The 19,893-nt window shown below is 51.9% G+C and carries 17 protein-coding genes; 7 read left to right on the top strand and 10 right to left on the bottom strand.

Going from position 1 to position 19,893, the window contains the following annotated elements; genetic code table 11:
* The first annotated feature begins 673 nt into the window (after positions 1–673).
* On the top strand, positions 674–1,135 hold the full coding sequence (locus BUB69_RS02970) for a helix-turn-helix domain-containing protein (protein ID WP_073162207.1): 462 nt from the start codon (positions 674–676) through the stop codon (positions 1,133–1,135).
* 134 nt (positions 1,136–1,269) lie between these two features.
* On the opposite strand, the gene BUB69_RS28390 is transcribed toward BUB69_RS02970, so the two are convergent.
* The 4 genes from BUB69_RS28390 to BUB69_RS02955 form a co-directional block, all read right to left on the bottom strand.
* The gene (locus tag BUB69_RS28390; RefSeq protein WP_141121809.1) at positions 1,270–2,718 is read right to left on the bottom strand and encodes a hypothetical protein; all 1,449 of its coding nucleotides are present in this window, start codon (positions 2,716–2,718) and stop codon (positions 1,270–1,272) included.
* A 52-nt stretch (positions 2,719–2,770) separates the two neighbouring features.
* Positions 2,771–3,760 carry a P-loop NTPase family protein gene (locus BUB69_RS02965; protein ID WP_057423161.1) on the bottom strand — a complete coding sequence of 330 codons (990 nt, stop codon included), beginning with the start codon at positions 3,758–3,760 and terminating at the stop codon, positions 2,771–2,773.
* Between the two features lie 15 nt (positions 3,761–3,775).
* The gene (locus BUB69_RS02960) at positions 3,776–5,689 is read right to left on the bottom strand and encodes a hypothetical protein (protein ID WP_073162206.1); all 1,914 of its coding nucleotides are present in this window, start codon (positions 5,687–5,689) and stop codon (positions 3,776–3,778) included.
* A gap of 70 nt (positions 5,690–5,759) precedes the next feature.
* A complete protein-coding gene (locus BUB69_RS02955) occupies positions 5,760–6,440 on the bottom strand; it encodes a hypothetical protein (RefSeq protein ID WP_073162205.1) in 681 nt (226 codons plus the stop codon).
* A 2,337-nt stretch (positions 6,441–8,777) separates the two neighbouring features.
* Between BUB69_RS02955 and BUB69_RS02945 the strand changes: the two genes are divergently transcribed.
* Positions 8,778–9,026 carry a hypothetical protein gene (locus BUB69_RS02945; RefSeq protein ID WP_073162203.1) on the top strand — a complete coding sequence of 83 codons (249 nt, stop codon included), beginning with the start codon at positions 8,778–8,780 and terminating at the stop codon, positions 9,024–9,026.
* 60 nt (positions 9,027–9,086) lie between these two features.
* Complete coding sequence (locus BUB69_RS02940) at positions 9,087–11,783, top strand: beta-glucosidase (protein ID WP_084537037.1); 2,697 nt, start codon at positions 9,087–9,089, stop codon at positions 11,781–11,783.
* 74 nt (positions 11,784–11,857) lie between these two features.
* Here the strand turns inward: BUB69_RS02940 and BUB69_RS02935 are convergent, their stop codons facing one another.
* The 3 genes from BUB69_RS02935 to BUB69_RS02925 all read right to left on the bottom strand — a co-directional run bounded on the left by BUB69_RS02935 (position 11,858) and on the right by BUB69_RS02925 (position 15,109).
* Positions 11,858–12,502 (bottom strand): TetR/AcrR family transcriptional regulator, encoded by a 645-nt coding sequence (locus BUB69_RS02935; RefSeq protein WP_073162201.1) that lies wholly within the window; start codon positions 12,500–12,502, stop codon positions 11,858–11,860.
* Between the two features lie 12 nt (positions 12,503–12,514).
* On the bottom strand, positions 12,515–13,888 hold the full coding sequence (locus tag BUB69_RS02930; RefSeq protein WP_073162200.1) for an MATE family efflux transporter: 1,374 nt from the start codon (positions 13,886–13,888) through the stop codon (positions 12,515–12,517).
* 315 nt (positions 13,889–14,203) lie between these two features.
* Positions 14,204–15,109 (bottom strand): LysR family transcriptional regulator, encoded by a 906-nt coding sequence (locus BUB69_RS02925; RefSeq protein WP_073162199.1) that lies wholly within the window; start codon positions 15,107–15,109, stop codon positions 14,204–14,206.
* 113 nt (positions 15,110–15,222) lie between these two features.
* Between BUB69_RS02925 and BUB69_RS02920 the strand changes: the two genes are divergently transcribed.
* Both BUB69_RS02920 and BUB69_RS02915 read left to right on the top strand, forming a co-directional pair.
* Positions 15,223–15,819: a flavodoxin family protein gene (locus BUB69_RS02920; RefSeq protein ID WP_073162198.1), complete on the top strand. Its 597-nt coding sequence runs from the start codon at positions 15,223–15,225 to the stop codon at positions 15,817–15,819.
* A gap of 17 nt (positions 15,820–15,836) precedes the next feature.
* Positions 15,837–16,172 (top strand): DUF1330 domain-containing protein, encoded by a 336-nt coding sequence (locus BUB69_RS02915; protein ID WP_245825251.1) that lies wholly within the window; start codon positions 15,837–15,839, stop codon positions 16,170–16,172.
* Positions 16,173–16,363: 191 nt separating this feature from the next.
* Here the strand turns inward: BUB69_RS02915 and BUB69_RS02910 are convergent, their stop codons facing one another.
* The 3 genes from BUB69_RS02910 to BUB69_RS02905 all read right to left on the bottom strand — a co-directional run bounded on the left by BUB69_RS02910 (position 16,364) and on the right by BUB69_RS02905 (position 18,281).
* On the bottom strand, positions 16,364–17,080 hold the full coding sequence (locus BUB69_RS02910; protein WP_245825250.1) for a 3-demethoxyubiquinol 3-hydroxylase: 717 nt from the start codon (positions 17,078–17,080) through the stop codon (positions 16,364–16,366).
* 51 nt (positions 17,081–17,131) lie between these two features.
* A complete protein-coding gene (locus tag BUB69_RS28775) occupies positions 17,132–17,275 on the bottom strand; it encodes a hypothetical protein (protein WP_175561634.1) in 144 nt (47 codons plus the stop codon).
* Positions 17,276–17,408: 133 nt separating this feature from the next.
* On the bottom strand, positions 17,409–18,281 hold the full coding sequence (locus tag BUB69_RS02905; protein WP_073162196.1) for a LysR family transcriptional regulator: 873 nt from the start codon (positions 18,279–18,281) through the stop codon (positions 17,409–17,411).
* A 133-nt stretch (positions 18,282–18,414) separates the two neighbouring features.
* Between BUB69_RS02905 and BUB69_RS02900 the strand changes: the two genes are divergently transcribed.
* Positions 18,415–19,530, top strand: coding sequence for a muconate cycloisomerase family protein (locus tag BUB69_RS02900; RefSeq protein ID WP_073162195.1), 1,116 nt, complete (start codon positions 18,415–18,417; stop codon positions 19,528–19,530).
* Positions 19,531–19,578: 48 nt separating this feature from the next.
* Positions 19,579–19,869 (top strand): muconolactone Delta-isomerase, encoded by a 291-nt coding sequence (gene catC / locus BUB69_RS02895; protein WP_073162194.1) that lies wholly within the window; start codon positions 19,579–19,581, stop codon positions 19,867–19,869.
* The last annotated feature ends 24 nt before the right edge of the window (positions 19,870–19,893 follow it).

Raw genomic sequence — 19,893 nt, 5'->3', positions numbered from 1 at the left:
CCATCAGGTAATCGTTGCGGTGAAACCGCCTAACTACTGGCGGCGTGTGGGCAGGCAAACCCGGGGGTAGGAGGCTCATGCGATTACAGAAGATCAACCCGGTCATCCGCGGAGGTCGATATAGCGCGCATAAAAGAAAGCTCACCACGTCATCCTCTGGTATGGCCGCCTTCGCCTTTTGAATCACCGTAGGTAACCGTTAAAGGTCAGGTCTCTAATCGTCGATCCGAAGGTTTTGACCATGAGTGCCGAAGGGGCTGGCAATGCTGTGTGGCTCACTGGTGGTTCCTCGCATAAGTCCAGGTCTCTCACGCTGCTCTGTTCGCTGCACACCGATTCCGAGACCACCGTTATCACTTCGCGCTTTGGGTTCTTCATCCAGTTCCGAGGCAGCCTCTGTAGCTGATTGCCAAAACCCGGACGTAACCTCTGCTGACCTGGGCTCTGCAGCTCGCCTAGGGGTAGAGGATAAAATCACAATCGACGGTTTAGGGCTAAATTGATATCTGGTAGAGAGATGTCACCCTGAGCCGCTGCCCTCAACCGCCTGCCTGAACCCACGCAGCGGTAGGTCGAGCTACGCACTTGCGCCGTAACTTTGCGACTACTATATACGGTAGAGTGTTACGGCGCAACATGGCTACATCCTCGGTTTTGAGGAATGCCTGTGTCGATGAAGGTACCTTTAGCCGCGATCCTTCGCGCGCTGCGAGCTCACAAAGGGTTGACCCAGGAGTCAATTCCCGAGGGGAGCAATCGTCAGTACCTGAGTCAGCTTGAGCACGGCAAGTCGAGTCCGACATTGGACAAGCTGCAGGATCTGTCGGAAGCCTACGGGGAGTCTCCCCTATTGCTAGTCGGCGCAGCCACGCTGATCCAGGAAGGCATAACTGTTGATGCGCTCGTGGAGAGATTCGCAGACCAGATGCGCGAACTGGATGCCGCCGGCACACTCGCGGCAGCGCGGGCAGAGTTGGATGACAATGGGCTACGCAGCAGGCCGGCCGGCCGAGTGATTGATCGAGATTTGAAGACCGCTATTCAGGATTGCAAAGCCCAGGGCTTAACCCAGGCGCAGGCGTCTCAGAATCTTGGTGTGAACAAGATGACTGTCAGTCGATATTGGCGCGACTAGTGCGGTTAAGTGATGACTATCATTATCATACCGTAACTTTTGGTACGATGATAATCCCGACAAGAACGGTACAATACAAGACGAAGCGACCCTTCATGAAAATTCTCCACCAAAAGTAAGCGGTATTCAATATCTCACAAATAAATGTAACTTTTTACTATTTTGGATTTCTGTGAATCGATAAACTTCAAAACAGATGTAGCATCAGGGTAGAATCGTTCAACTGTATCTTCGATAAGATGTTGTGGTACATAGTCCGCGGCTCCTGATTTGCATCCGCAGCGCAAGTTCGACAATTCTTTCAAGTGAGATGGCGATACAAAGTAAGCGCCATATTTTTCTGAATCATCGATCGAAGGTGCCAACGGAATTTTTTTGTAGGTATGAGAGAAACTGTAATTAAGGGTCTGCTCTACCTTCATGTTGTGGAATTTCACCACCGTCTCACCGCTCTCAGCAGTACCGATCAAGAGAGCTCCCCACACGCTGTAGAATCGCACCAGTTTGTTGTTCAGGCTATTTTTAAACTCCGCCAATGGGCAGTGGTCACGGCTGCCATATGTCGAATATGTACATTGACCTCTCCCGAGTGCCAACGCCACATCATTTGTTGTTAAGGCATGCATCAGCCAACAAATATACGCCAGCGAGGCAAAACAGCTAGATTCAGGCTGCAAATGCATACGCTGGTGAAGCGTTAAGTTGATAAAAGAACGAAAACATTTTCTATGTTTTGAAATGTAAATTTTCCATATGTACCTCCTGAGAGATTTTATACACCGAATCTGGTCTATTTTTGAAATCGATACGGCTCCCATGCACCGGATGTCGTATAGTCTGCGCGTGCTGGGGTCAGGACTCCAATACCTTGGAACTCCACCCTCTCGCTCAAAAGAGTATTCAAGACTGAGCCTCGTCACGGGGAAACTCAAACAAGCTTTAAACGGCTTTGGGATATGGGTTTTATCCTCCAGATATTGCAATATCATATCATCTAGATCGTGTTTATACTCGGGTGATTCAATCCAACGGAATATGTCACCCCCGACTATTTTTTCCGAAGCCGCTAACCACTCCGCAAAATCACGATACCAAGAACTCATCACTTGAAATATAGGTGCTGAAAGATCTGGAATAATAAATCGCCCAGCAAGTGGCAAAATATGTTCACAAATGCGCTCAGGCTCTGCTGGAAAGCTCCGAGATTTTTGTGAAGGAAGATGGAGTAAACTTAACAATTCGTAGCACTTGGTGCAGCCAACAAGTTTATCACCGTGCCATGGGCAGAACTGAATTTTTCGGAGGCAAAATATAGATGAATGGTAACCAATTTTAATGCAACTAGGGCAGTGCCATATTTGAGGCCCCGTATAATGAAGGTGGTCTCTGGGTACCATCGTAAGAAAGCTGTCATCCAAATCGCCGCGCTGGTAACCAAGCGCATCTTCCAACCTTCCTTGATCGATGGAGCCTTTTGCCCACCAACTAAAATTACGAGAACCTTCCATTCCTGGTTTTTTAATTAAATCGATCACCTGCCGTCCGCTGACCTTATTGATCAACAGCACCTTGATCAGAATCAACCAAATAGACTCGAAAGGTGCTAGGCGCCTTATGAATGATAATACTTTGTGATCACTCATCATCTGGCCCACTCGGCGGATCGACACGCATTAGCGCAGCGAACTGACTCATTTCGGAGCTCTTGATTGCACTTTTGATTTCTTTTTGGCTAAAGGAAAATTTCTCACAGTCGTTCAGCCTAGCGCCGACTAGCAGGTATGACATAGTTAGGAATATATGCTCGGTCGGGATTGTCTTAGCACCCGCTGCCACCACGCAATTCATCGAGTGCCGATAAATTTCGTCAGCCATCGACACCAGCCTGAAGCCCGCATGGAATGCCTTGGGCAAAAAGAATTCAGTAAAACTACATTTGCTGCCATGCGGATAGGCCGACCCCTCGTCGAAATACGCTAAAATTGCACCAAGCCACTCAACACTTCCGCAGCCAACGAAATCAATTTTTCGACCTAGGAACCTTGCCAATATAGCCATATGATTCCCAGCATGTAGCGAGTTTCGGACATTATCGATTTCATTTTGTGCGAAGCCAACAGTCGTGAGCTTTAAACCACGCGTACTCAGGATATTTTGCAGCACTTGAAGATGCTGATAGTCCTTGTAGTCTAGGGCCTGCATCTCATCAATCACTAATATAAAATGAGTACTCCCGAGGCTGGCAAGCTCACAGATAATGTGATCAATCACGGCATCTCTAATACCGCTCAACTTAGTCCTGGGCTTGACCATCAGACCAATAGCCTTGACCATAGAATGGATTATACTTTCCTCCCGGGCTATATCCGCGGTAACAAATTTCACGTACCGAGTGGGAAAGTCGTTACGCAAAATTGCTACAATAGCGGTTGCACACTGAGTTTTTCCCATCCGAGGGACTGACTGGAAATAAACGCTAGGCATGCTCAACCAAACTTGCTCGCGAACCTGTTTGTACGCCCACTCAATGGTCGGCGTTAACACAAAATAATTTCGAAGAACAACAGGATGACCCTCCAGTAGCTGATCTCGCATGGGTGTTATTTTGGGGTCAAAATCAAACACTGGACGGTCTCCGGTCTACTTGAATAAACTCTTAATATTGAGGGCTGTATCTGGAACCACCGAGTCGTAAGACTTAGTCGGATCTATGAGTGGCTCAGTGCTAGGTTTTGAAGGTTTCGGCTTCGGGGGAGGCGCGGGCTCACCCGACTCATGCAGCGCTTTTTTATATGCGGACGCAGCTCCGGCGTTCTTTCGGTCATTAGGTGTTTCGACAATTTTTTCTTGGGACGCATGGAGTGACTGCGCTTTTTTTGCTTGGTACTCAAGGAATGCTACGACAGGATCGTCTGAGTGTGCGAGGATAAGTAGTCGGGCCCGCACTAGTTTGTTGATAGCCTTTCTTGTGCGTCGACTGTGTTTGGTCTTTCCCCACCCACCCATAGCGGTCAATGTACCAAGTGGTGCTCCATCTTCCAGAAATGCTTCAACAGATCTCATATCGCTCTCATCGATTTCGACGGTTAGAGTTTTACCTATGAGCCAGGTTGAATACGAAAGGAGTTCACTCTTATACCTAGCCCGATCAATTTGAATGTACCCCCTAACCCCCTTTTTCAGATAGCCGATGACTTTCACTTGTGCAACAGTCTTTTTGAATGCTATTGATGGAAGAACTGCTGCAATAGGGCTTCGAGGAATGTAGCTGCTATTATCGCGCCCCAAATATTGGCCAATCATGTCTAATGGACTTAACCCTCCTTTGCCTTCAGAAGGTAGGCCGTTTGCCATCGCGTGATGGTAATACAACAATTCCTCAACTTCGTCTGCTTCGATACGGTACTCAGCTGCCGCCCTCATTCCTGCTGCACCCTCGCCAGGCTTTGAACTGGCACGATTGGGCATTCGCATCATATGAGCGGCCACTTCTCTGAATGCTCGCTCAACATTGGGCCTGCGTTCAAATTTTGCCGGCGCGCCATAGCATAACGAAACCCCGAGTAGCTTCCTAAGTTCGGAAGAGACAACGGTCGCTTGATGCGCTAACGCGTTATCAAAAAATATGCAGCTAGGCAAAGAGCCTACCAACGCTGGGAACTTTTCGGTAGGGTAGCCAGCGCCGTCGGGGAGGGTTAGATTTAAATTGTTAGTACGGGGTTTTGGCAGTACATTCCTCAAAGACTCTGTAATAATATCAACAACATCTTGAGAGTTAACCTCTGGGCTGAATACCACCTTCATCCACCATGCGGCAGAGGTTGCCTTTTCAATGATCGCAATCAAGTTGACTCTCTTGATTGGCACATATGTCAGAAGACCCGCATTATTTCTCATCGCCACGACGAAATGGGCATCAACTTTATGCGAGTCAATTTCAAAAACGTCTAGAAAGCCATCGAGTTTTAGAATAGAGTCAATGCCTCGTCCTACTGCCAATTTTGCAATCGCTTCGGAACTTCCTGATATCATTGTAAAGGCGTCAAAATATCTGAGTTTAATCTTCTCCAAAAAATTTGCCACAGTTCGATAGCCCTGATACTCCACATTCAGCGGCCACTGATCCGAAGGATGTCCTTCTGCTTTCAAAAAATCATGAAAATGTGAGAATAACGCCTTGGGCTTCATATTTATTTCTTTTGGCGCGTTCTTTGATTTCTTAGTTATTACTTTTCCTATCAAATACTGCTCTAGATTAGGGTATTGCTTAAAGAGTGCCCCGAGAGCACCTGCATAGCCTCCACGACCCGATTCGCCGGGATTATCCATGGGAGCGACTCTCTCGTAAGTCGCTATCCTGAAATGTGGTATCAGAGCGGTATAACCTGCCACCATTCCGTTCGAACATACTAACATGCAACGCTTCGTGAAGCGTCCCACATCCGAAGATGAGATATTTGTACTATTATAGATGTCTTCCAGCGGCGCACCGTCAACGTACATATCAACCGCTAGCTTCCTTGCTTCAAAAATTTCCTTATCTGATTCACTCATCAGACTTGTATGGACGTCACTCCAGGGCCGAGTGGCTTCCATTGCGGTGATAATTTCTCTACGAGATCGTCTAGCTTTCACTTAGCGACCACCATGTTGAGCGCCCAAAATCAGACATGCTTAAGTTTGTTTGTTTGATAACCCCTTGAAAAATAAACTTAGCAACAATCCCGATCACTATCATTTCATCGCTCACGGGGGTGTTGGCAATAACTTCCTGAACATCACCACTTTTTAGAATCTTGAGGGTGTTTAAGATAATCTCCTCCTCAAACAGCCATTTCTTATAGCGCATCTGGGCTACAAAGGGCAGAAGTCTGAGCAGTCTTGCGGCATATTTTGCTCGAATGACCAGGTAGTCTTCAGTGATAGCTCGATATGTTATGTTTCGAACGCTGTCGTCTTCAAGGCAAAATGTCGCAGAGAAAGCATCTACGTGTCCAATCTTCGAGGTTATATGATGTATCTCTTCATACCCTGTATCAAGAATCACCTGGATGGCGTCAATCGGCTTGAAGTTTTCCTTTGGGTCATTTACTTGGATGTGAATATTATATCCAAACTTGAATGACCTTACATTCCTATTAGATTCGAGATCAGCCAGCCAATAGATCAGCTCATTATTACTGCTCAGTGATAAGTCCTGATTGAGTTTCACGCTGTAGCAAAGCCACAGGTTATTTGTGGTATTAGTGCGCTGGCCATGCGCAGCGGCTAATCTCCCCCTCATTTTACTTTTGAGTGATGGCATGGAAAGCACCTTCGTCAAGACCGCTTTCCCTCACCTATCGCACACGATGGCGGCAACTTCAAGTGGTCTTGAGAGGGGCTTATCCTCAATATCGGAGGTATTTGTGCCTTTTGATGTTTTTATGCGGTCTTGTTTTTCGTACGTATGCGTAGCTTTTTTTGTGCTGCATACTTCACAGTAATGAGAACGCAGCTTTACTTGGGATTACTTCCGGCCAAGCCCTTGGCTGTGGAGTTCCTTGGCAAGAAGGAGCGGTAATCCGATCCCTCGAGATGAATGAATCCTACCTCAGCGTCCCAAAAATCTGATTAGACCCATGCAGAATTTCTTATGTCTTGAAGCCAATGTTCTCCGTCCAGCACCGAGGTACGTAACTGCTTATGCTCAATAATCAGACGGACGGTACCGCCCGTTTGGGATCTACCGGCACTCGATTATCGGGTATTCATCCTGCCACACCCTGAGTAGTTGCACTGGTGTAGAGCAACCTTATTCCTTATGCGAAACCGAAATGCGAGGCAGCTGGCCTTGCCCGATCAGCAGCCGTGTATGGACGGCCCTCTACTCCTCTGTCTATGGGGCGATCAATTAGAGATTCCTGTGGTTCCTATTACTGATGCCGGGGGGGCTAGCCTGCACTTATTTCTGGCTGCGGTAGGGCGAGTCTTGTGAAGCTGCATTTTCTAGTATTCGAGGGAGGAGATCTGCTTGACCGAATGCCCTGCCTTACGAATAAGTCTGCGTTCCCGGCATCTGAGATGCGGGCTCCGAAAATCCCGACCAGCTACCACTTTTGGTGTAGCTATCGGATGCGTCACTGCCGCTGGCTTCGAACGCTGACGTACGTAGCGGGGCTTCGCTCAGCAATGTCTCTGGCTCTTGACCTTCCCCAGTTCTGCGCCAATACCGTGCACAAGCATTCATCTTGGCTGTATGCCTTAAAGCATTATTACTTCAAATGTATGCCTTAAATAAAAATTACTTCAACTTCTCCTGAAGTAAACGCTGCGCCAAACCTAAGCCTAGTTATGGTTTATAGATTGTAGGTTATTGATTTGGATAGGAAGGCTTTATAGGGGGTTTAGGGTAAGATTTACTTCAGAGCGCTCTTTACTTACGTGAATGCTGGGGATTGGCATAAGTAACTACGCTTAGGGTTGGCCCGCTCTCAGACCTGCGTCCCAAGTCCGGCAATCGAGGCACGGGCTGGCGCGACCGTTTTGAAACTAAACAAGGCCCCCGTCTATGATCGGAGCCTGTCTGGCGCTTCGCTCAAGTCGGCTCTTGCCGAGGCAAGATCTCGAATACTGGTGGCTAGCTGCTGTTCGAGTCGCTCATTATCTCTAGTCAGATCGACATTCCTTAAAGCAAGGTCGAGTCTTTCGTTGTACAGCTTGCTGTTCTGCGCACGCTCGTGACGAAAAGTAGACTCATGTGCCTCGCGCAGCTCATTGGTGTTTCTGGCCGTGGCAGCCTGGAATGCCTCGAAAGCCGCCTGCCGGTTCTTGCTTTCTTCATGTAGTCTACGAATTTCTATGGCCTGTTCAGCTCTGCGATCAGTCAGTGTGAGAACCTGTTGCTCCATGCCAAGAAGATTTAATAGTGCCGAGTTGAGTCGCGTCGTCAGCTCGACAATTTTCGCTTCTGCCTGGCCTAGATCTGTCCTTACCGCTTTGAGTAATTCAGCTGTGTGCGAGTGCAGTCGCTTTCCCTCCAACGCTTCTGCAATAGCAGCATCTATACGCTCCTGAGCCTCAAGTTTTGCGGATGCTATCTTCTGACCGCTTTACGTCGCGCATCTGGGTGCTACCGCGCAATGGCGCGCTCACTAGCCAAAGGCCAACTTCAAAGTGCGTCGCAATACTCACACTAGCCGCACTACTGCTATGCACCCACCTTCCTTCTGATTTCCTTGAGCCTGGCTTATATACCAACAATATAAAACTTTCTTAGCCATCATTACGCCACCACTCCTGGCAAGAGTAGCAGCCTCAAATTTACCCCAAACTAAACACTGTCCGTCCACATAGCCAAGGATCAATATATCACCAAAACCTAACGATCGCTCTGTTTTGACAAATACGCACAAATCACCAAATAAACATGATATTCAGCAAAAATTAGCTATTTTTTGATATTTTCATTGGTATTTATTCCACATTAATCAAGCCTATTAGAGTTATATTCGTGATTGTTTAAAATATATAATCAAGATTTATATTTATTTTTTACCTTGTGAAACTTTACGCAAGATATGCAGACTTATGCTCACGGCCTTAAGCCACGTTCTGCTTAGCCGCTCATAGATCACACTACCTCTATTTGGAGATACTCCTCATGGCTAGAAGCTTGCTGCCTCTTGCTGCAACCCTTTTTATGGTCTTCACCGTAACCAACGCATCGGCCTCGGACCACAGCACGCCCTCACCTTCTACTTCGAGTGAACTGCGCACTTCAGTAGATACAAAACGGGAGCAAATCACCGGCGCCAATGCAGTGAAGACGCAGGGCTCCACTGGCGAGCAAAAGATTCTGGACCTGCCTATCGAGACCGCTGATGCCCCGTCCGCCGATGAAGACAACTGAGCTTTCAATTCAAACGCGCAGCATTAGCCGTCGAACAATCCAAGGGGTAGTTTCATGTCCATGATCAAACACAGCTTGAGTCTGAGCTTGCTCGCGCTGAGCATCGCACAAGCCAGCTCAGTGCTCGCAGTAACGCCAATGACGGGTAATGAGGTTGAAGCGCGAGTAGGCGCCATGCTCGACAACATGAATCAGTCACAGAAAATCAACTTCTCCCGGGTCGATGATGGACGCATGATCCCCAAGCTGGAGTCGCAGGGCTTGCAAGGCACCGTGGCCTACGACTCATCGATGGGTGTGTTAGTCAACGGCAAAACCTTCGGCGCGCAATACCCTTCCCCGTCCGCTCTGGCTGCAACTTGGAGCATCAACCGGGCAAAAGAATTCGGCCTGGCGATAGGTTACGAAACACGAATTGCCGGGGGGCAGCAAATGCTTTCCCCTGCAGTCAACCTGTACCGAACCCCGTTCAATGGACGTTCTGCCGAGTACATGAGCGGTGAGGATCCTTTCCTCGGCGCGGTACTGGCACCCGCGGTCACTAACGGCATCCAGGTTCAAGGCATCCAGGCGGCCGGCAAACATTTTCTGATGAATGAGCAGGAAGCGAACCGTCACTATCTCAATGTCACCATCGATGAACGGGCAATGCAGGAGTTGTATCTGCCGCCTTTCGAATCTCTGGTCAAGAACTCCAACATCGCTTCAATCATGTGCGGCTACAACAAAATCAACGGCGAGTACGCGTGTGAAAACCACCACCTCATCACCGATATTCTGAAAGGCCAATGGGGCTTCCAGGGCAATGTCATGAGCGATTTCAACTCCATCCAGGACGCCTTCAAAGGCGCGTGGGCGGGCACTGATATCGACATGCCGAGTGGCTTGCAGTTTACCGAAACGAAGTTGCTCCCCTATGTCTGGAATGGTCAGCTGGCTCAGAACGTGATTGACGACAAAGCGCGCCGAAACCTGAGAGCGCTGGTCAGCTACGGCTTCGACAAACAAATCAACAAGGCTCAGCCGCTGGTACATCGTGAGCATGGTCAAACAGCCGCGCTGAACGTAGCCAGGGAATCGATAGTATTGCTGCGCAACGAGCCGGTTGACGGCCAAAAACCGCTGCTGCCATTGCCTAAGACCGCCAGGATTGCCGTTATTGGCGACCTCGCTTTCCAGCCCCCCACTTCCCCCTTTGGCACGCCTTATTCCGTACCGGAAAGCTATGTCACCGAACTCAGTGGTCTGAAGCAGCTTGCGTCGAACGCTTCAAATGTCGAATACCTCCCGCAAATGAGCCTCAATCCTAAATCGTCGGTCTGGTATCAGCCAAGCTCCGGCAAAGGCAAGGAAGCTATCAGCAACAATGGCGTGAGAGCTGAGTACTACTCAAACACCTCGTTATCAGGCGACCCGGTAGCCACCCAAGTCGAACCTGGAGTCAATTTGAGCTGGGCGACTAACAACAATGTCACTGATAGCGGCACGACCACAGTCAACGGTTATAGCCCAACCCCTGGCGCGTTTTCCGCTCGCTTCACCGGAAAAATCAAGCCGACCATCTCAGGCCCGCAGGTATTCAAAGTCAGGGCTGATGGCGCATATAAACTGTGGATTGACGACAAACTGGTGCTGGAAGATGAAGGCGGGCAAGTCTCATTCGACCTGATCCCGGTCGTACCCCGCACAGTCAAGTCGGTCAACCTCACGGCTGGCAAAGAATACAATGTGCGCCTGGAATATCGCCGATTGAAGGGCAACTTCATTCCGGTGCTGGGTGGGTTGAATGGCGTTCAAATGAGCTGGGCATCGCTGCGTCCTCCTGCGAATCTGGCTGATTACGACGCTGTAGTCGTCGCTGCTGGCAGTAACTATGAATATGAAGGTGAGTCCCTCGATCACCCGTTTGAACTCCCGCAGTTCCAGTCCGAGCTTATCAGTCAAGTCCATCTGGCAAACCCTAAAACCATCGTCGTGCTGCATGGCGGCGGCGGTATGGACATGCAGCCATGGGCAACCAAGGTAGCCGCTTCCCTGCACGCCTGGTTCCCAGGACAGCAAGGCGGCCAGGCACTGGCTGAAATTCTGTTCGGCAAGGTCAACCCTTCGGGCAAGCTGCCGATCACGCTGGACAAGAAAGTGCAGGACAACCCAAGCTACCCGTCCTTCTCTGATCCCGTGCCCTACTATTTCAGCAGCCCAAATCCGCCGACCGAAATGACCTATAGCGAAGGTCTTTACCTCGGCTACCGTGGTTACGACAAAAAACACACGAAACCGCTTTATCCATTCGGTTTCGGCATGTCTTACACCACCTATGAATACAGCGACCTGAAACTGTCCAATAACGTTCTGGTGCCAGGCGCGACAATCAAGGCCACATTCACAGTGACCAATACTGGCAACAAAGCCGGGTTTGAAGTCGCCCAGCTGTATGTTCAGCCTTCCAAGGCACAAGTAGAACGCCCGGAGAAAGAGCTGAAGGGTTTCTCCAAGGTCTATCTGAAGCCAGGCGAGAGCAAGACAGTCAGCATTGCGCTGGACTCGCGCTCGTTTGCCTACTACTCGCCCAACTCGGTGAGCTGGAACGTAGATCCTGGAAAATTCAAGGTTCTGGTCGGTGCAGACTCGGAAAACCTTGCGCTTAATCGCACGGTGACGGCGCTTTACCCTGAGCAGTTGACGACGCGAGATTCCAACCCACTGCCTGTTCCATTGCGCAAAGCAGTGCAGGTCAAACCAGAGCAAGCTTACTGACAGGAAGTGATCGGTGGTCCTGAGGGCCACCGATTACAACAACCCATTGGTCTCCTCTACCCGCCCCCGCTGAATCATCCCCGCCCAACCAGATCCAGCGCCAGACGTTGGAGAAATCGCGAGAAGGCGACTTCAATCTGCACATCGTCAGGCGATCGAAGCCATTGAATCTGCATGCCGTCCATCATTGACGCAATCTCAAGACTGACCTGCTTCACATCAACGTCCGGGCTGATTTGTCCAGCACCGATAAGCAGATTCAGATGTTCTTGAAGATGGCGGTGAATGATGCCAAAACGTTCACTGAACCACCTGTTGGCCGGGTGGGTGACCGAAAGGCTTTCTGTGTTGATGATCATGAGCGCCTGGCTGACCGAAGCGTCTTCGATACTGAACTTCATGATGAATTTCAGAAAAGATAAAAACCCCTCCAATGACACTATCTGCTCTGCTTCTTGCAATTTTTCGGCGATATAGGCGTCTCGATGTTCAAGGACAGCCTGCAGCAAAGCGAGTTTATTGGGAAAGTGGTGAAGCAGACCTACCGTTGAGATACCCGCTACTTTTGCGACGTTAGAAAGCGAGGAACCTGCGTACCCGTCGCGCGCAAAGATGATTGTCGCAGCACGAATAATTTCGACTTTGCGCATGTCCCCTTTTGGAATACGACGACGCTTGATGGCGGGAACTTCGTGCGTATCAATAGGGTTCGCAGGCATATAAATAGCACTTTATTTCTTGATGTTTAGCATTTTAGCCTGCCACTTCAGGCTGACACGCTGACTAATGATACTGGCAATGATTGCAACACCGGCATTACCCATCAGCATAGCGATAAAAGCGCCAGAACTGCCGTAGAGGGATGAGCCCAACCATACAAATGGGACGGTACCAATAGTGGCACGGAGCCAAGCGAAAGCCGGAACATACCATGCGGTCTTGAAGCTTACAAATACCGCCACGGCTACCAGCTCCCTGCCAATCAGTATCCACAGCGGTCCTGCGAAAATAAACACGTGAACAAGCATGGAGCTGCCCTCTGCTGACAGCCCGGCGACCCTTGCCACAGTACTGCCCAGGCCGAGGCTGGCGAGCCATACCAGGGCTCCGTAAATCAGGACCAGCCTTCGGGCGTAATCTATTGCATCGCGCACACGAACAGCGTTACCGGCCCCCATGTTCTGCCCTATGATGGGGGTCAGCGCGTAGGGTATTGCAAAGAAAAAGCAATAAACGGTCTGAATAAACCGGTCAATTATCGTCATGGCTGCTAATGCCGAAGCTCCATAAGGCACCAGCGTCGCAAGGAGATAGGCAAGGCTCACAAATGTCGCAAGATTAGCCAGCCAAGCCGGGAAAGTCAGACGAAGGAGCATTGGAGCGTAGCTGCGAATACTCAAAATCATGGGAGCAGCGACTGTGATTCCGGGCATTCCGGGCTGAGCAATCAGACGGCTGAAGCAGATAGCCCCAGTCACTACAGCTGTGACTGCATAAGCTATAGCAGTGCCGGTCAGACCAAGGTCCAGAACAAACATACAGAGGGGTGCAATAACAGCGAACAATCCAGTACTTCCCAATGTCATCCACATTGAGACCTTCACCATTCCATACGTTCGCATGACTTGTATGGACAAATGAGCAGCCGCCATAACAATCATTGCGGGTGCCACAATGAAGATGTAGTCATGGGCGATAGTTTTGATCTCGCCTTGTAACCCCAGCCATTGAGCAATCATTGAGAAGCCCGCAAGCTCCAATAGCACAACTATTCCGATACTCGACAATGCCACCAGAAACAGGCACCGAATAAAACCGGCAGCAGCGTGTCGACGTTCATACTCAATGAATCTGGATAGCAGCGCGCCGCAAGCGACGTTGAAAGCGCTCAACAGTGTTGAAATTAGAAAGGTAAAGGGTTTGACAACTCCGAATGCGGCCAACGCCTGCTCATCGTGCAGCAAACTGATGTAAACGACTGAAAGTATGTCCAGTAAGAAAATAGCCAGGAAACTGGCTCCGGTACCGGCTACCGCCGTCACGATATGTTTTTTTATGCTCCCCGTCGCGTAGCTGGGGTTAACGGTCTCAAAGAGGGAAGTCATTTCATTACCGGGTCGACCTGTCGCAGGCGGCAACCGCTGCAGGGCGTGCAGTCTGGCAGGACGATGAGCCATTGCCTAGTGTCGATCAAGTACCTTTTCGATACGCACTTAACGAATAGCGCTACCGCCCTAATGGGCTACCTGCAGCCTGTGGAAGGTGGCAGACCTTCGCGGTTGGTCACGGTATCTAATTAAAGTGACCACGAGATCTTCGGCCAGAAGCAGCGATTGTTCCCCGTGCCCCTTACAAATATTCACCATGCAGGCATCTGCGATGAGACGAATGACTGAATAGCGCATTGCTCACTTCGTGACCTAGTCAAAATAAGGCTCTAATACGGCCTCGATCCAAGTCATGAAAGCCCGGACGCGCGAGGAAAGGTTTCGCCGATGCGCGACCACGAGCGATGCAGCGAGCGGTTCGGGACGTAGATCAGGCAGAACTTCCACCAGATCACCGGCTTTGATGTGATGCGCAAGAGCCAAATACCCAGCCTGGATCATTCCAATCCCCGCAAGCCCCGCAGCATGATAGGTCTGCACGTTATTGACCTGCATCGTACCGGGCAGAGCAAGCGACGCATAACCATCACCTTCCGGATATTCCCATCCTGAAAGGCGGGCGCCAAGCGTTGGCGTGTAATGAACCATCTGATGACCCTGGCTGAGCAGATCGTCGAGTGCTCGCGGTATGCCGTACTTTTCCAGGTAGCTGGGACTCGCCACGTTCATCATCCGCAACTGGCCGAGGGAGCGGGCAACCAGCGTGTCGTCAATGATTGGCCCGAGACGGATAACGCAATCGAAGCCTTCCTGAACGAGATCCACCCGACGATCCGTGCTCGACAGTTCCAGCTCTAGCTCAGGATTGCCCCTGAGTAGTTGCGGCAGAGCGGGAATCACGACGGTCTTTGCCAGCTCAGTCGGCATATCGACACGCAATCTCCCCCTTAGAGGTGCGTCGTCGATTCCGAACATGGAATGCACGTCCTGAGCCTCAGCGAGCAGATCACGTGCACGCGAATAGAAAGCGCGCCCGTCTTCGGTTAACTGCACGCTGCGCGTCGTCCTGTGCAAGAGGGTGGCGCCCACTTCTCGCTCCAGCCCGCGAATGACCGTCGACACGCGTCCCTTCTGAATTCCCAGGCTCTCAGCCGCGCGCGTGAAACTCATCATTTCCGCAACGCGGGCAAAAATCAAAAGTGCCTGGAGATTTGGCATTGTTCACCATAACGATAACAGCGTGTTCATAATTGCATGGTTTATAGCGCATTTTGCACTCAGTAAAGTAGCTCCCATGTCGTCCGCAACTCATCGCACATAAGGGAGCACGCATGAACTCAACCTCCACGCCCGTCCGAACTGTCATCGTTTTCCACTCCGGCTATGGCCACACGGCGCGCATGGCGGCCGCAGTCGCCGAAGGCGCAGGAACCGGTGCTGTATTGGTTGCAATCGACCCCGAGGGAAATATTTCCGATGATGCCTGGCAAACTCTCGCCGGCGCGGATGCAATCGTCCTGGGCTCGCCGACCTACATGGGCGGCCCTAGCTGGCAGTTCAAGAAATTCGCAGATGCCTCTTCCAAACCCTGGTTCGAAGGCACATGGCAAAACAAGATTTTTGGCGGCTTCACCAACAGCGCGAGCATTAACGGCGACAAGCTCAATACGCTTGAATACTTCTTCCTGCTCTCCGGGCAGCACGCCGGGATCTGGGTCGGCCTGGATATTAAACCGGCGAACATCAAGTCCTCGAAACGTGACGACTTGAATCGCATGGGCTCCTACATCGCGCCCATGGCGCAGACACCCGCCGATGCCTCTCCGGAAGAAATGTCCCAAGGAGATCTGGATACGGCACGACTGTATGGCGCCCGCGTCGCAGTGATTGCCGGGCAGTTCCGATCCGGCAGGTCTCAGCCAATTTGATATCGACGGGTGCAGCTATGTTGCCTGTGAAACACGCCAGTTTTTCCATTGAAAGAGAGACGAAAATGCCAAAAGGATATCTGATCGGGCACGTGAGCATACTGGATGCAACTGCCTACGCGGCCTATGCAAAAGCCGCAGGCGAAGCCATGCGACCTTTCAATCCCAAGGTCATCGCGGGAGGACAGTATGCAAACCTGGAAGGCGAGGCCCATGAGCGGCATGTGATATTCGAATTCGACTCATTTGCTGACGCCAAGCGTTTCTATGAAGGCCCCGAATACCAAGCGGCAAAGGATCTACGCGTTGGAGCTGCAACTGGTACGTTTGTCATTCTCGAAGGGGCTTTTTGACTTCATCCGACAGACGCACCGCAGAGCGCAGAAGTTTGCCAACGATCTGTTGCTGTTTATCAAGAGCATGAAAATGCGAAATAGCGCTGTGATCCTTCATTGCACTCCGCCAATTACTGATATCGGCCAGAAGCAGTCGTTTATTTGTCTAAAAGATTGCGGCAGTGAAACGGGATAATTACACCTGCGTCCTAAGAACGCATACCCATCCAGATTACCGCCTCAGTCCATGCAGTCACCATCGGTGTCAGTATCCTGAACCAGGGATCGCGCACATCAATCTGCGCTGCGGAGTGGTCATGATGATGCTGCTCCTCCTCCACAATCGAAGTAATGGCGGCCACCGCGTGGAGATCGATATCGGCCAGCACTTGAAGTTGATGAGCCAGGTGCTTGAGCACCACACTCTCAACTGCGACGGTAGTAGCAACAATGGCTTTGCGGCCACAGATGCCAGTAACCAGACCCAACGCCAGACCGCCGATGCCACACAACCAATAACTACGGCAGCGGGGATAACTGCGACGTTGCAGCTCCTCCTGAAAAACCGTCCGATGGCGGCGCTCGTGGGAGAGGAACTCCTTGAGTTCATCCACCATGCCCGGGACAAAAAGCCGGGCCATAAACAGCTGTCCGCTGTAGATACAGATCGCGCCATGCTCGCCCGCATGGTCGACTTTCATCATGCGGTTGCCGAGGTCTTCGCCCTTAGCCGTGTAGTCTGGTGAATTCACATTGAGATTTCTTGTTCGAGGGGCTTGGTCATCGGGTCGGTCCTTGCTCTGAGCCGGCATCGTGCTGTAACACCAAGCAGATAAGCAAGTGAGTTCACAGGGCGGCCCCTCACCCTCGTCGATTTGGCCGATCTTTAAGCAGCTGAGCGTCCGCTTCGGGTCGAAAGCAGTCATACGCAGATAGGCCATGTAGCCGGTTTAGGTTACGCCCAACCTGAAACTGCCCTAGTGGCCGGCGAAGTCATCGCAGATGATACTGCCGTTCCACTTGCCTAAATAGTTACGCGCATGTTCGCCGATGCGGCTGTGTGGGAAGTCGTAGTCCACCTCCTTGAGTACCCAGATGGTGTGCTGCTGGCCTAGGCTCACACGCCCGTCGGCAGCAAAAGACAGCTATCAATCTGCGACTTTAGTAGGTGACGGCCAACCGGGCCACCGTCAGGGCAAAGTACTAAGAGCATGAGCAACGGCGCACGAGTACCTACAAATCAGAGGTCGATGGCTATTCAACTAACTCTGCAATCCACGTTAGGCATCGCTGCAACAACGCCGACTCATCCCCCGCCCGGTAACTGACGATAATCGGCGAAGTGGCCGAAGGGTCCAGCAACGGCGCGTAACCAATATCGTCGCGGTGCAAGCGCTGGACCGAAGCCGGTACCAGCGTTATACCGATGCCCGCCGCGACCAGCCCGATGGCGGTCTGCAGCTCGTTGGTGATCTGCGCCACGCGGACCTTCAAATCATGCCGGGCGAACAGCTGCAGCACATGGTCGGCATAGCTCGGGCGAATGTTGCCCGGATAAAGGACAAAGGGCTCCTGGGCCAGTTGTTCCATGCTGACTGGCGTGCCCAATAAGTGGTGCCCGGCAGGCAGCGCCACTACCAGCGGATCCTGATGAATCACTTTCTGCACCACCGCAGCGTCGTCGATATGGATGCGACCGAAGCCAATGTCGATGCGCCCGCTTTTCAGGGCCTCGACCTGCTGCAAAGTGACCATCTCTGACAGTCCCAGGTCAATGCCTCCATCGCTACGCAGACGCCGGATCAGTTCCGGTAGCGCGCCGTAAAGCGTTGAGGGCGCGAACCCGATCCCCAGCCAGCGCCGCTGCCCTTGAGCAATACGCCGGGCGTCATCGCAAACCCGCTCCAGCTGCTCCAGCAACTGCACCGAGTGTTCGTAAAAAAACCGCCCGGCTTCGGTCAGGCGCAACGGTCGAGTGCGTTCAAGCAACGCAACGCCCAGCTCCTCCTCCAATTGTTGGATCTGTCGACTCAAAGGCGGCTGAGCCAGGTGTAACTGCTCCGCTGCGCGAGTGAAGTTGAGGGTCTGCGCGACAGCGCGAAAATAACGGAGATGACGCAACTCCACGATACCTCCCAGGTATCAAACCAGACTCATTCAATATTGGACCCAATGCCTCTGGCGATGCAATCTCTGCTTACTACAAATAAAAACCCAAGGGATATGGACTTGCACAGTCCATCCCGATCAGGACCCGCCAATGATCAGCATCATCCGCCTCGATACCTTTATCGTCGATTTGCCCACCATCCGCCCTCACAAGCTGGCCATGCACACCATGCAAAACCAGACGCTGGTGATTCTGCGCCTGCGCTGCAGCGATGGCATTGAAGGGCTCGGTGAGGCCACCACCATTGGCGGTCTGTCGTACGGCAATGAGAGCCCGGAAAGTATCAAAACCAATATCGACAGCCACATGGCGCCGCTGCTCATCGGCCAGGATGCCAGCAATATCAACGCCGCCATGCTGCGCATCGAGAAAGTGGTGCGTGGCAATACCTTTGCCAAATCCGCAGTGGAAACGGCACTGCTGGACGCACAGGGCAAACGTCTGGGCTTACCGATTGCCGAGTTGCTCGGCGGCCGAGTGCGCGATGGCCTGGAGGTCGCCTGGACCCTGGCCAGCGGTAACACCGAAAAAGACATTGAGGAAGCCGAGCGGATGCTCGATATCCGCCGCCATCGGATTTTCAAACTGAAAATCGGTGCGGGCGAACCCGCCAGGGATATTGCCCACGTGGCGGCCATCAAGCGCGCTCTGGGTGACCGGGCCAGCGTGCGGGTCGACCTCAACCAGGCCTGGAGCGAAGCCACGGCGATACGCGGCTGCCAGATGCTGGGCGACGCCGGTGTCGACCTGATTGAACAACCGATTCCGCGCCAGGATCGAGAGGCTCAGGCGCGGGTCAGCGCGCGCAGTCCGGTGCCGATCATGGCCGACGAAGCCATTGAAAGCGTCGAAGACAGCTTTGCCTTGGCAAAAGCCGGTGCAGCACCGGTATTTGCTCTGAAGATCGCCAAGAACGGCGGCCCGCGTGCGGTGTTGCGCACCGCCGCCATCGCCGAAGCCGCGGGTATCGGCCTGTATGGCGGAACCATGCTTGAAGGCGGAATCGGTACGCTGGCTTCGGCCCACGCCTTTGCAACACTGGGCCGAATCGAGTGGCACACCGAACTGTTCGGTCCGTTGCTGCTGACCCATGACATCCTGACCGAGCCGCTGATCTACCGGGATTTTCAACTGATGATTCCGACAGCGCCCGGTCTTGGGATCGCTCTGGACGAAGCATCCCTGAAACGTTTCCAGCGCAGCTGAAACCTGAATGGCCCAAGGGCTCACGGATACTCAAGAGAGAAGTCAACCATGCTGTTTCAAGTACGCATGACCGTAAAACTGCCCCATGACATGCCCGCAGATCAGGCAGCCCGACTCAAGGCGGATGAAAAAGAACTGGCTCAGCGTCTGCAACGTGAAGGCACCTGGCGGCATCTCTGGCGCATCGCCGGGCTGTATGCCAACGTCAGCATTTTTGACGTGACCGATAATCAGACGCTGCACGACACCCTGATGCAACTGCCGCTTTACCCCTACATGGATATCGAAGTCACGGCGCTGTGCCGTCACCCGTCTTCGGTGCACGACGACGACCGCTAATGCCGGCGGTACAACTGCCATAAA

Source organism: Pseudomonas asturiensis (genome assembly GCF_900143095.1).
Taxonomy (GTDB): Bacteria; Pseudomonadota; Gammaproteobacteria; order Pseudomonadales; family Pseudomonadaceae; genus Aquipseudomonas; species Aquipseudomonas asturiensis.
This window is presented reverse-complemented; position numbering and strand designations above follow the sequence as displayed.